The sequence below is a fragment of the Endozoicomonas sp. genome (assembly GCF_051008435.1).
Lineage (GTDB): Bacteria > Pseudomonadota > Gammaproteobacteria > Pseudomonadales > Endozoicomonadaceae > Endozoicomonas_A.
Genome location: NZ_JBPCXO010000230.1, coordinates 1 through 13902 on the forward strand (window position 1 = coordinate 1; position 13902 = coordinate 13902).

The following is a 13902-nucleotide window of genomic DNA, read 5'->3' on the forward strand; positions in this document are numbered from 1 at the left end:
TAAGTGCATTTTTCGTCAAAAACTCCTTTTTCAGAAAGCTAAACGATCAGACAGCTTTTTCTACCCCTTGTGCGGTAAGCATTTCAGCACCACCCATTTCCAGCAGGGGGTGCTGAATAGTTACAAAAATTTTATTCAATACTCTTATCCATGCACCTTAGTTACCCCGATGATTGTGACTAATCTGACTAGAATATAATCGGTGTTCCATCAAACTCATAGGTAACTCTATTGCCTGGCAAGCATAAAATTACGGAAGACTTTAACTCTTTTATTCAGGATAATGAGGCAATACTTCTATTTGATAACCGCGCTTAAGGATTTTATGTCAGGTATGAATAACCTACAGACTCCAAACCAGCTATACCATAGCCCTTATCCTGACGATGAAATCGATCTTTTTGAGCTGATGGAAAAACTCTTTGCTCAAAAGTGGTTGATTATAGCCATTACGTTTGTAGCTGCAGCCATTGCCACAATTACAGCGCTTTTGCTTCCTTCAAGCTTTTCAACCGAAGCGGTTATAAATGAACCTTCCTCTGCTAACATTGCAGCCTGGAACAGTAATATCACGTATATCGCTTCGCACAGTGAGAATAAAGCCTCTGACCAGTATCTTTCTACTGAAGAAGCCTACCAACTGTACCTGAAATATTTGACCAGCCCTATGGCAAGACGATATGCCTTCCAGAAATCATCACTGGCAGGCTTGGCTTCTGAGAATGCTTCAGCAATAGATAAAACTGCACTTGCAGGGCAATACCAAACATTTTCAGCTGACTTATCCATCACTACGGATAAAAATAATAATCGAACAAAAGTTCGATACAGCTCTAAAGATCCTGAAGAGTCAACCTATATCATCAATCAAGTGCTTTTACCTTACGCGCAAGATCAGTTTCTCAAAAACCTGAATGAGAACTTTCAAGCACAGGTCAAAACAAAGAAAAGACAGCTGACAAGCCAAATAAAACGGCTGGAGTCAAACTTTATATCTTATAACAGACTTCGGCTGGCCGAACTGGAAGAAGCCTTAGCTCAAGCTCAGGCGGCTGGAATCACTCAACTTCGAACCAATGAAGTGAACGCCACTATTTTAGATGGTGCTACTTATCTACTCGGTGAAAAGCTTCTCAAGTCCAGAATTGACGCTATCAACAAAAGAGCAGAAAAATACCGTTTTTTCAGTACGCCACAGACAGAAGACAACGCACAAAAGCCCTACATCCGAGGTGTATCAAGTCGTGTTTTCGAGCTCGATCAACTGGATAATTTAGAGCCTGATTTTTCTTCCATGATTCCCGCTACTATAGAACAGCCAGCGCTAGTCCCCGTATTTCCATCCAAACCCAATAAAAAGCTTATTGTTGCATTAGGCGTTATTCTGGGGTTGATGGCAGGGGTTTTCCTTGCTCTGATTCGAATAGCGCTGAACAACAGAAAAGAGAGGCAAAAGGAGGCCGACCACAGCTATCCGATAGTGGCCGGCCATAAGGTCAGAGAATATAGCGACTCAGATCTTCGTCCTGAACCAGCTCGCCCAGATGCTCGTTAACATAGGCAGCATCAATCATCAGAGGTGACTCACTGTGTTCCGAAGAGAGATCTGCTGCACTGTAAGAGACCTCTTCCAACAGACGTTCCATCACAGTATGTAAACGACGAGCACCGATATTTTCGGTGTTCTCGTTCACTGTCCAGGCCACTTCCGCTATTCGGGCAATGCCATCTTCAGCAAAAGCGATATTGAGCTCTTCTGTTTTCAAAAGAGCTTGATACTGCTCCGTCAAAGAAGCGTCCGGCTCAGTCAAAATCCTCACAAAGTCTTTAGTAGTCAGCGCTTTCAGCTCTACGCGGATGGGCAAACGCCCCTGTAGCTCGGGAATTAAATCAGAAGGCTTGGCCAGATGAAAAGCACCTGAAGCCATGAACAGGATATGATCGGTCTTGATCATGCCGTACTTGGTAGAAACGGTACAGCCTTCGATCAATGGCAGCAAATCACGCTGAACACCTTCTCGGGAAACATCCGCACTTCCACCAGTAGAACGCTTGGCTACTTTATCGATCTCATCAATAAAGACAATACCGTTCTGCTCTACAGATTCAATAGCTCGAGTCTTGAGTTCATCTTCATTGACAAGTTTGGCAGCTTCTTCATCCTGAACCAGCTTGATAGCGTCCTTAACCTTCAGCTTGCGCTTCTTCTGCTTGCCGGTATTCAGGTTTGAGAACATATTCTGCAGCTGGCTGGTCATTTCCTCCATGCCCGGAGGTGCCATGATTTCAACACCCATGGCCGCTTCTCGAACATCAATTTCGATTTCCTTGTCATCCAGCTGACCTTCTCGCAGCTTCTTGCGGAAAACCTGACGGGTTGAATTGTCCTGTGGCTTTTCGGATTCTTCAGAGAAGGAACGTGGAGGAGGCAACAAAGCATCGAGAATCCGTTCTTCAGCAGCATCCAGAGCCCGGTGTTTGACTCGTTCTACTTCCTGCTCACGCAGCATTTTGATAGCGGCATCGACCAGGTCTCTGACGATAGATTCTACGTCACGGCCAACATAACCAACTTCTGTAAACTTGGTCGCTTCAACCTTGATAAAAGGCGCATTGGCCAGTTTCGCAAGACGACGGGCCACCTCTGTTTTGCCAACACCTGTTGGCCCTATCATCAAAATATTCTTGGGCGAGATTTCGTTACGCAGCTCTTCATCCAGCTGCATACGACGCCAGCGATTCCGCAGGGCAATGGCTACGGCACGCTTGGCATCATCCTGACCAATAATATGTTTATTCAGTTCGTGAACGATTTCACGAGGGGTCATATTCGACATGTCACAAACTCTGCAAACGAAAAATCAGTTAACTCACCTTGAAAGCACGGTATTGGAGATCACTAGAATCTCCGCTCTGTTGGCTTACGACTGTTCAATCTGGATTTCTTCAATGACTCGGTTCTGGTTGGTATAGACACAGACTTCTGCGGCTATCTCCAGGCTTTTTTCAACGATATCGCGCGCGCCCAGATCTGTATTCTGATAGAGCGCCTTGGCAGCAGACTGAGCAAAGAAGCCTCCTGAGCCAATAGCCAGAATGCCATCGTCAGTAACCATGACATCACCATTTCCGGTAATGACCAGTGAAGCTTTAGCATCGGCCACAATCAGCATGGCCTCCAGACGCTGTAAAGTCCTGTCAGTACGCCACTCTTTAGCCAGTTCAACGGCTGATTTTTCCAGGCGTCCCTGATGCTTTTCCAATTGCGCTTCAAAGCGCTCGAAAAGAGTGAAGGCGTCTGCTGTACCACCTGCAAAGCCTGCTATGACCTTGCCTTTAAACAGGCGGCGCACCTTATGGGCATTGCCCTTGATGACGGCATTACCCAGTGAAACCTGACCATCACCGCCTACGACCACACTGTCATTTCGACGGACGGACAAAATGGTGGTGCCACGATACTGTTCCAAGGTGGGCTCCTTTTGGAATTTTGCTTGATTCGACACTTAATATTGGGGATGAGTCAGAATTATCAAGGGGGTCACCAGGAAAAAGTTTTCACAGCAACTTAGCCCAGCCTGAATAACTGCAGGCAATAGAAGGCTTTCAATTGGAAGAATGCCGGAAAACCCAACGCCAAATCTCTTCCAGAAACCAGCATCCGGACCTTGAGTATAAGACTGTTGCCAAGAGCAGTCATACCAGACCAACGGTCCCCAATTGACTTGAAGCGGGTACTCTGCATCAGGCAAGCCACTATCACTGCGTTTGTGCATATCACCCAACCTGAGGATTTCTGGAAATCGATATAAATCTTCACTGATTTGGATAGAAGAGTGGGGCTGAGAGAGCACATCACCAGCCATAAAACCGATGATGTACTTTATAAAACAAGAAGGTGAGCTTTTATGAATTCCCTCAACCTTATCTCATATCAAAACACTTCAGAATAAAGGCATAGTCAAAGGCTATGTCTTCTATCCATTCGTATCGCTTACTGGCTCCGGCATGACCTGCATGCATTTTCATATTGAGGATCAGAGGATTGTCATCCGTTTTCAAAGCCCTGAGCTTGGCTACCATTTTGGTAGGTTCCCAATATGTGACCTGTTCATCGGAGATACCCGAGTTGTACAACGTAGGGGGATAATCCTTCACGTCAACATTATCGTAAGGGGAATATCCTGAGATGTAGTCAAAATCTTCTTTACGAGTGATGGGATTGCCCCACTCTTCCCATTCTGGAGCGGTCAGGGGTAAGGATGCATCGCTGATAGTATTGATCACATCAACAAAAGCCACATCTGCAATCACACAACCAAACAGATCGGGCCTCATATTGGTAACAGCCCCCATCAGTAAACCACCAGCACTGCCTCCATTAATAGTAATCTGGCCTTTTGTCGTATAGTTACTATTAATCAGGTGCTCACAGCAATCGATGAAGTCATTAAAGGTATTCATCTTGTGCTGCATTTTACCATCGAGATACCAGTTATAGCCTTTGTCATCCCCGCCTCGAATATGAGCAATGACATAGACAAAACCGCGATCAATAAGACTGAATTTAGGAGAAGAAAAACCAGCACTCATTCCATAACCATAAGAGCCATAGCCATACACCATGGCCTTATTGCTTCCATCCAGCTTCGTGCCTTTCTTATAGATAATCGTCAGCGGAACCTGCTCGCCATCCCGAGCCTGGGCAAACTCTCTTTTTACTTCATAGAGCGATGCATCAAAGTTAGGTACATCCTTACGGTAAACTTCCGTCAGAGATCCACTTTCCAGATTCAGCTCAAAAACAGTGTTAGGTGCTATTGGCGAATCGTAGTCAAGCCTGACAACGGTGGCCTGATGATCCCAGTCGCCATAGAACTCGAGACAATAAGCCTCATCCGGCATGGAAATGGTTGAGAACTCTCCACAGTCCATATCCATTACAGCCACTTCATCCAGTACTTTCTGGTTATTCTTGCGCTCCACGATCAGAAAATGACTGTAAAACTGGATACTGCTCAGACACAAATCTTTCTGCTCAGGAATAAACTCCAGCCAGCTATCTTGCGCCCACTTCGCTTGCCCTGCAGGCACTTGAGAAGATGCCGGGCACTTCATGATTTTGAAATCATTGGCGTCGTCCTGATTGGTCAGGATATAAAAATCGCCTCGATAATGCTCGAGCGAGAAAGAAACATCATTCTCGCCTACAGCAAACTTCTCAAACTGGTCAGACTCCCTGCCTGCCACATACACGACATGAGTCGAACCACTGTCCAGATGAATCAGGAAATACTCACGATCATTGGTCCGGGACAAGGACAAAAACATGCTGTCGTATTCTTCAGGCTTGGAAAAGATCAATTCTTTCTCAGCAACGCCTTGATGGATATTGATTTTATAGACATCACGACCACGGCCTGACTCATCCCGCTCAACAATGTACAGATGTTCATTACCATGCCAGAGAAAGGATCCGTTACTGTTGGGAAACTCCCACCCCAGATCTTTTCCGGTCTCCAGATCTCTAACCCGAATGGTCTTTTCCATAGATCCTGTCAGATTAAAGCTATAGGCAAAGTGGGTCTGGGTCAGGTTGGTACCTGATGCCCCAAAGATATAAAGTTCTTTACCTTCGGCCTCCCGATTAATATCAAAGTAAACCTCTTCCGTGGCCTGCCTTGATCCCTGCTTGCGACAGAGAATCGGATAGTTCTTACCTTTTTCTTCTCTTGAGTAATAGAAGTATTCGCCTTCTTTCACGGGCCAGGACTCGTCATCTTCCTTGATGCGGGACAACACTTCACCGTAGAGGGTTTCTTCCACATCCTTGTAGTCTTTCATCACCTCATCTTTATAGGCATTTTCAGACTGGATGTACTCAAGAACAGCCGGATTATCAAAATCCAGATCACCGGCAATAAACTTCTGCCAGTTTTTATCTCTTAGCCAGTGGTAGTCATCAACCCTGCTAATACCATGCTGCACAATCTCATGGGCTGTTTTTGGCGCTACCGGTGCTTTCATAATCTTTTCCTGAATTACTTTATTATCGCTCAGGGATAAACCACTTATTGGATGTCGAACATATTGAGAATACTGCCGAATCAGAAGAAGCGTTTTTTATACATTGGATAAGACTTACTTTCCGACTCTTTAAAGGCAGGTTACTTCACTCTCAACAACAAGCCATCAATTTTGAAATCGGCCAGCACTTTTTTTGCCTGGTCGATGCTTCCAGAGGTTTCAAATGGGCCCAGTTGAACCCTGTGCCATGACTCTCCTGCGCCGACTGTGACCTTGACGACTCTTGGCTCCTGCCCTGCCAGGAGTAGCTGCGCCTTTAGTCGATCTGCATCTTTAGCACTTCGGAATGAGCCTGCCTGCAACAAATACTTCACTCCGGGTTTCGTGGCCGTTTTTACTTTAGGCTCAGGTTCAGAGACCGTTTTGTTTCTGGAGGTTACTTTTGGTGGTTGTTGCTCGACTGGCCCTGGCAAAATAACTTCCTGCTCAGGCAATACGGTATAAAAGTCAAAGACTGGCTCCGACTCTTTCTTATCTGACCTGGCCGTTTCAACCGCCGTCATGGCAGCATCTACAGAGATAGGGGCGGGTGTCAGCTTGATCAGGAAGGCTACAAAAAAACCAGCGGCAAAGCCTGTTATCAGCCACATCCAGCCCGGTAATTTGGACTGTTGATTTGATTTCTTTCTCGAAGCGGCCTTGCTGGCGCCTCTTCTTGATGGAGTACGGGTGCTCATATGTCTGATGCAAAACCCATGTCAGGAGAGAAAGACAGCTCGTTCATCCTCAAGCATGAACCATGGTTTTACACAATATCCTTTTTAAAAAGACCATTTTCACGAACGAATTCATATTACCATGGATACGGGGTGTTACCATGACTGTGACGGTCTCATGTGACTTTAATTTCAGTAATGCTGGCTATTGTCTCAAAGTGGTTTTATTCGCTATTATTTCCGGCTATGAAATCACTCTCATCAGCTTCTCCATCAGCCTCTCACACGGTGAGCCATGAACGGCTTCAGTCTGCATCAAACATTGCCCTCTGTCCCGGCAAGTTCCTGCAATGCCTGATATTCACCCAGCGACGATGCCAGGGCTGACTGGTTGCCAGTACCGTAACCACCACCTTTCGACACCCAGCTTTTGCAGAATAAGGCTGCCGCTGACCAGGAAGGTCAACAGGCCCTGCTGTTAGAGACGCCCATAGCGATAGAAAAATATTTTGAAGTCCCTTCAGAAATGAGACACAGACAACACAAAATATTTTTCAAGATAAACAGCCATGAGCGAAAAAAATCACCGCATACGAGTTTCAGACCAAGGATTTTTCCATGAATATTCTTAAGCTGCTTGAAGACAGAGTCATCAAAGCACTGATTGCTGCCGGAGCCCCGGAAGATACCCCCGCCATGGTTCGCCAGAGCGCACGTGCCAACTTCGGTGACTACCAGTGCAATGCTGTGATGGCTGCAGCGAAGAAAATGGGACTCAAGCCTCGTGATCTGGCCCAGAAAGTTGAAGAAAACCTCGACCTGGAAGGCATTGCAGAAAAGACCGAAATTGCAGGACCGGGTTTTATCAATATCACACTCAAGTCGGAGTGGCTGGCAGCCAAGCTTCAGGAAACAGTTAAAGACGACCGTTCCGGTGTAGCAACCGTCGACACCCCGGAAACGGTAATTGTCGATTACTCAGCTCCCAATGTTGCCAAAGAAATGCATATTGGCCACATTCGCTCCACCATTATTGGTGATGCTACCGCACGCACCCTGGAGTTCCTGGGACATAAGGTCATTCGCCAGAATCACCTGGGAGACTGGGGTACCCAGTTCGGCATGCTGATCGCTCATTTAGAAGAACTTGAGCAGGACAGTCAGGAAGCCCAGGCTATGGAGCTTTCCAATATGGAAACCTTCTACAAGGCGGCCAAGAAACGTTTTGACGATGACGAAGATTTCGCTATCAAAGCCCGAAAGTACGTTGTCGAGCTACAGTCTGGTGACGAACACTGCTTGAAGCTCTGGAAAAAGCTGGTTGATATTACTCTCGCTCACAATCAGGAAGTTTACGAACGATTGAATGTCTCCCTGACACCCTCCGACGTAATGGGCGAAAGTGCTTACAACGACAGTCTGCCTACGATCATTAAGGAGCTGGACAGTAAAGGTCTGTTGAGCGAAGACCAGGGCGCCAAAGTGGTTTTTCTGGATGAGTTCAAGAACAAAGACGGCGACCCAATGGGCGTCATTATTGAAAAGTCCGGCGGTGGTTTCCTGTATTCTACAACCGACCTGGCAGCTCTGCGTCATCGGACTCACTCCCTGAATGCCGACCGTGTACTCTACTATGTGGACGCTCGCCAGGGACAACATTTCGATCAGATATTCACCATCGCTCGTAAAGCCGGCTTCGTCAATGAAGACACCCGCACTGAGCACCATGCTTTTGGCATGATGCTGGGCAAGGATGGCAAACCTTTCAAGACTCGTGCTGGTACCACCATCAAACTGGTTGACCTGCTGGACGAGGCTGAAGAACGTGCCGCCAGACTGATAGCCACCAAAACCTCTGACCTCAGCGAAGAACAGAAAGTAAAAGTCATCAAAGCGGTGGCCATGGGATCGGTAAAATACGCTGACCTGTCAAAAAACCGCACCAGTGACTACGTGTTCGACTGGGACACCATGCTGGCTTTCGAAGGCAATACCGCACCTTATCTGCTCTATGCCTACACACGTGTTAAAAGCATTTTCCGCAAGGCGGGTGTTTCTGAATCCGATCTGACGGGTGACATCCAGATTGCAGAACCTGCTGAAAGAGATCTGGCTCTGAAGCTTAATCGCTTCAGTGAAACCATTGAGCAGGCTTCACGTGAAGGTACACCTCACGTGCTTTGCAGCTACCTCTATGAACTGTCCGGCGCGTTTATGAGCTTTTATGAAAGCTGTCCAGTGAATAAGGACGGTGTATCCGAAGCTGATAAAAACAGTCGCTTACAGCTCTGTGCCAGTACTGCACATATCCTCAAGACAGGGCTTGACCTGTTGGGTATTGAAACTGTCGAACAGATGTAATCTGCTTTACGCCAGAAAATGCCGGTCTTAGAGCCGGCATTTTTTTAACCCATTACTCCAGACAAACTTTCAACAAACCCTGTCCAGACTCCCCAAAAGGCAAAAACTCATCGGCAGATGCCTGAGCCCAGTGATTGCTGTAGCCAAACACCTCATCCCCTGCCAACAAACATCCTGATTCCAGAACCGGATAGATGGTTGCATAGGAAGCTTCTGTCTGATCAGCCAAACGACGAAAAATATGTCTCGCACTTAGCTGATCGGGGCTCTCCAGTCCCATAGCTCCAACGATATCCAGAAAGCTGGCCATCGTAGCTCGATGATAGTTAGCAACCCTGATCTGTTTATCTGCGATATTAATCGCTTTACCTCGGGTAGGATCCTGAGTCGTCACGCCGGTTGGACAGTGATTCGTATTGCACTTCAGAGCCTGAATACATCCCACAGCAAACATCATGGCTCTGGCCGAATTACACATGTCCGCCCCCAGAGCGATCTTTGTCACCATATCAAACCCAGAGGCCACTTTAGCGCTGGCAATGATCGTTACCCTTTCTCTCAGGCCCGCTCCTACCAAACTGTTGTGTACAAACACCAGCGCTTCATTTGAGGGCATTCCCAAACGGTCGGTGTACTCTACAGGAGCGGCTCCCGTTCCTCCTTCTGCACCATCAACAGTGATAAAATCCGGCGCCACACCCGTTTCCAACATGGCTTTACAAATGCCCATGAACTCCACCCTGTTTCCCGGACAGAGCTTAAAGCCGACTGGCTTTCCCGAAATACGTCGCAGGTGATCTATAAACAGGATCAGTTCTCTGGGGGTTGAAAAAGCCGAATGAGCAGGGGGAGACATGACTGTCACTCCTTCAGGCACCCCTCTGGCTTCAGCAATTTCTTTCGAGACTTTGATGGCAGGCAAAACACCACCATGAGATGGCTTAGCGCCTTGAGACAGTTTAACTTCAACCATCTTCACAGCTTCATGTTTTACTTTTTCAGTAAACACTTCTTCGTCAAAGCTTCCCTCTTGAGTCCGACAACCAAAGTAACCTGTACCAATTTGCCAGACCAGATCGCCCCCCTCTGCCAGATGATGTCGGCTGAGCCCGCCTTCACCTGTGTTATGAGCAAAGCCTCCCCTGCGAGCCCCAGCATTCATCGCCTTGATGGCATTGGCACTTAACGCACCAAAACTCATGCCAGAAATATTTAACCTTGACGCATGGTAAGGTTGAGCGCAGGTATGCTCACCCAGCACTATTTTCCCATAGGATGCGTTTACTTTTTTAGGAGCCAATGAGTGATTGGCTCGATGATAACCACATTCCGTCTGATCAAACTGAGTGCCAAAAGGCTGAGTGTCCGATTTACCCTTGGCTCTTGAATACACCAGACTGCGTATTTCACGATTGAATGGCCTGCCACTCTGGTTTGATTCAATAAAGTACTGATGAATCTCAGGACTGATAAACTCTAGGGCATAGCGTATATGGCCAATAACCGGGTAATTCTGCAAAATGTTATGACTGGTCCAAAACAGATCATAAAGCCCTACTAGAGTATAAGGTACCAGAAAAACAAACAGCCAAAGCAGCGTGGGCCAGAAGGACGAGAAAACTAATGTGATCAATGAGCCTCCAATAGAGACCCAGAAAAATACTCTGCGTGCCATTACATCTTCCTTCACAAAGGCAGCTATTATTACACTTGCTTAAATTTTAAACACTACTTTTATAAAAAATGAAACCTTCAAACAGCAATGAACCGGATATTCAACCTTCCTCAAAGCTGCTTCACCAGAAAGACGGCTCCATTTCCATAATAAAAACCTTCAGCCTGCTCTCTTTGACCATCATCTTAACAGCTACAGCTGCCTGGTCTGAACCTATAGAACTCTCCACCTCATCAGGCCATACCTCTGTTATCATCCCTCAGTCAGGATTTACTTCTGATTTTAACCACTGGGAGATGATGCAAGCGCTTCAAAAACAGGAAACTACCGAGAATGGAATAGCCGAAGTTTTAAGCGAAAGAGAAACATTCTTGCAGAAAGTGCTCAGAATTTTTGCTGAAAACCAAGATTTATCGCTCTGGGACGCCTTGAATTTAGCCTTTCATGAAAGAGAGCAGACATGGCAACAAGATAATTCGTTAAATGATTATTATGAATCGGAGCAAAACCGAACGGATAACATGTTATTCAACGAACTGAACGACTTGAGTCTGAACTTGAGTCTGAACTTGAGTCTGAAAAAGCATAACTATCATGTTCATGGTATCTGGCTCTGGAGTGACGATGAAAAAAAATCCCAACAAACACAAATGTCAGATCATAGTCCGTCACAAGAGAAGAATATAGCCTCTCATGAAACCGATGAAGAAACCGATGAAGAAACCGATGAAGAGAATATAAAGCCCGGACAGCGCCTCCGATGCACTCAATTCAAGGGAACCAATGACCAACCGATAACGGGGGCACTCCCTGCCGAACTTCACAAACACCTGACCCTGGATGAGGAGTCCGATCCAGAACAGCCAAAACTGTTTTATTGTACATCCCGTAAAGATCATTTACCCAGTATAAAAAAAACAGTAGAGACCTTTCTGGCTCGTGAGGGCAAGCTGCCAGTACAAGGCGAATTCTCCCAGGTTGAAATATTTGGAAACATCGTCATCAAGCAGCCTAAAGTCATAATCACAACCGTTGAGTCAACAAAAAAGACTGGAGGAATAATATCATTTACTGGTCAGGTAAGTCGTGAGTCTTTCAACTGTTTACTTAATGAACTTCGAATTCTATCAAAACTCAACCATGACAACATTATCGCTCTTCTGGGGGCTTTTCCTGTTTTATTACCCGATAAGACCCAGAGCTGGTGCCTGCTTCTGGAGCATGGTGGTGAGGAACTTTTTGATTGCATTACGAATAAACAGCACCCCTTGTATACGACGGTTTACTCTCAAGCCACATCAATCAGTCTGCAATTAGCCCAGGCTCTGATCTATCTACACGAGCACTCTCTGCTTCACGCTGATATTAAAACAGAAAATATAGTGGCCAAGGAACAAAACGGAGCAATCGCAGTAAAACTGATTGACTTTGGCCTTTCCTGCACAATTGATGAGGCTAAAGTGAAAAGGTATTGCCGTGCATCATTAGACTGGACCGCACCCGAGCTGTATACAGGCGCAACAAACACGATCTGGTCCGACATCTATTCACTGGGTCTCGTGATAGCTTTGCTGATTCGCTGCCATAATGAAGGTCCTTTCCAGAGCTCCGCTTCAAGGGAACCAGAGAATATATCCGAATTTATAGCCAGATGTTTTTCCGGAACAGACGAAAACTCATACCTCTGGGCATCAGAGTGGCTACCTGACCCAGAGAGCTACGCTGATCATATTCCCCAACACCTCTTCTTACAAAAAATAGCCAGTGTAATGGTACGCAAACAACCTGAACACCGAATGCAATTACTCCTGTTGGAGCAATTGCTTAAACAGTATCTAAAGGAACCTCTGAAAAACTCTCCCTGATTCGGTAGTATTCTGATGATTGGATCAGGGGGGAATGATGGATCAACTTAACTTTCTCAAAATAACAAAACAGAGGTAGCCGCTCAGGTGTGAGAAATTTCTCAACGAGATGGATCAGGTGATTCCATGGAAAACACTCTGTGACCTGATAGATCCGCACCGGCCTAAAGCCGTCACCGGACGAAAACCTAACAGTACCGAGTTGATGTTACGAATCAACTGCCTCCAGCAATGATATGGGCTCTCTGATCCTTTTTACCGATACCGTTCCAGATGAGACAACCATTCTCAATTTTCGCCATCTGCTCGAAGAGCATGATCTGCAGGAAGCCATCTTTGCAGCCATCAATGGGGATCTGGAAGAAAGAGGCCTGCTCATGAAGCGAGGTACACTGGTGGATGCAACCATTATCGCCGCCCCCAGCAGTACCAAGAACAAAAGCAGAAAACGTGATCCTGAAATGAGCTCCACCAAAAAAGGCAACCAATATTACTTCGGCATGAAAGCTCATATAGGCGTTGATAGTGACAGCTCTCTTGTCCACTCACTGATAGGCACAGAAGCCAAGCGCCATGACAGTACTCAACGGAAAGAACTCCTGCATGGAGAAGAGCAAGTGGTAGGGGCGACAAAAGTTACGCTGACGACCAGTACAAGAAAGAGTGTCGTGCTAATAATGTTGTCTACGCGATTTGTGATAAAGGAAAGCGCAATACCCCTCTGTCGAACAGCCAAAAAAAGCGTAACCGCAAATTGTCTGGCTGGCGCGCCAAGGTTGAGCATCCATTTCAGGTCATTAAGTGCCAGTGGAGGTTCCGAAAGGTGCGTTATCGGGGGTTGAAGAAAAATACCTGTCAGTTGTTCATGCAGTTTGGTCTGTACAACCTGTTCCGGGTTAGGAGGAAACTGTTAGCGGGCTGATCTGGGGGCAGTGCGCTCTGAATTTGGGCTGCTCTCGCAGAAGTGTTGTAAAGGGCGTTATTTTTAAATATTTTGTTCTTTTTTTGAGCAACCAAAGATTGAGACTGGAAATCTCAACATGTTTTTCAGAGCTTCCTAAAATCAAACAAACCTGAAACAAGCGATAATCTTATAACAAATGAACTACCCCGGAGCAAGCTGCGGGGAATTGCCTTAAGTCCCGCTTAACGATCTGAAGAAGTAAGACAGAATGAACTGAAAGGAGCGCCCTCTGTGCTGTTCAGGCAAAATACCTGTGTTAATAACAATGCACTTGCAAGGTGCTACACAGGGACG

General features: G+C 46.3%; 8 protein-coding genes and 1 pseudogene. 4 read left to right on the forward strand and 5 right to left on the reverse strand.

Going from position 1 to position 13902, the window contains the following annotated elements; all coding sequences use genetic code 11:
• Nucleotides 1-334: 334 nt before the first annotated feature.
• Nucleotides 335-1555 carry a Wzz/FepE/Etk N-terminal domain-containing protein gene (locus ACR2PX_RS11855; RefSeq protein WP_433999566.1) on the forward strand — a complete coding sequence of 407 codons (1221 nt, stop codon included), beginning with the start codon at nt 335-337 and terminating at the stop codon, nt 1553-1555.
• On the opposite strand, the gene hslU is transcribed toward ACR2PX_RS11855, so the two are convergent.
• From hslU to ACR2PX_RS11875, 4 genes are all read right to left on the reverse strand, one after another.
• On the reverse strand, nt 1497-2837 hold the full coding sequence (gene hslU, locus ACR2PX_RS11860) for an HslU--HslV peptidase ATPase subunit (RefSeq protein ID WP_433999567.1): 1341 nt from the start codon (nt 2835-2837) through the stop codon (nt 1497-1499). The two genes, ACR2PX_RS11855 and hslU, sit on opposite strands and share 59 nt — an antisense overlap.
• Before the next feature lie 84 nt (nt 2838-2921).
• On the reverse strand, nt 2922-3470 hold the full coding sequence (gene hslV / locus ACR2PX_RS11865; protein WP_433999568.1) for an ATP-dependent protease subunit HslV: 549 nt from the start codon (nt 3468-3470) through the stop codon (nt 2922-2924).
• A 454-nt stretch (nt 3471-3924) separates the two neighbouring features.
• On the reverse strand, nt 3925-6027 hold the full coding sequence (locus tag ACR2PX_RS11870; RefSeq protein ID WP_433999569.1) for a S9 family peptidase: 2103 nt from the start codon (nt 6025-6027) through the stop codon (nt 3925-3927).
• 140 nt (nt 6028-6167) lie between these two features.
• The gene (locus ACR2PX_RS11875; protein ID WP_433999570.1) at nt 6168-6764 is read right to left on the reverse strand and encodes an SPOR domain-containing protein; all 597 of its coding nucleotides are present in this window, start codon (nt 6762-6764) and stop codon (nt 6168-6170) included.
• A gap of 597 nt (nt 6765-7361) precedes the next feature.
• Here ACR2PX_RS11875 and argS point away from each other — a divergent pair.
• Entirely contained in the window at nt 7362-9104 is a 1743-nt protein-coding gene (argS, locus tag ACR2PX_RS11880; RefSeq protein WP_433999571.1) for an arginine--tRNA ligase, read from the forward strand.
• 52 nt (nt 9105-9156) lie between these two features.
• Here argS and ACR2PX_RS11885 read toward each other — a convergent pair whose 3' ends face one another.
• Nucleotides 9157-10779: an FMN-binding glutamate synthase family protein gene (locus ACR2PX_RS11885; RefSeq protein ID WP_433999572.1), complete on the reverse strand. Its 1623-nt coding sequence runs from the start codon at nt 10777-10779 to the stop codon at nt 9157-9159.
• Between the two features lie 68 nt (nt 10780-10847).
• Here ACR2PX_RS11885 and ACR2PX_RS11890 point away from each other — a divergent pair, with 68 nt between their 5' ends.
• Together ACR2PX_RS11890 and ACR2PX_RS11895 are read left to right on the forward strand one after the other, a co-directional pair.
• Nucleotides 10848-12644 carry a protein kinase family protein gene (locus ACR2PX_RS11890; protein WP_433999573.1) on the forward strand — a complete coding sequence of 599 codons (1797 nt, stop codon included), beginning with the start codon at nt 10848-10850 and terminating at the stop codon, nt 12642-12644.
• An 85-nt stretch (nt 12645-12729) separates the two neighbouring features.
• Nucleotides 12730-13566, forward strand: a pseudogene (locus tag ACR2PX_RS11895) (IS5 family transposase); the annotation flags it as partial.
• Nucleotides 13567-13902: the final 336 nt, after the last annotated feature.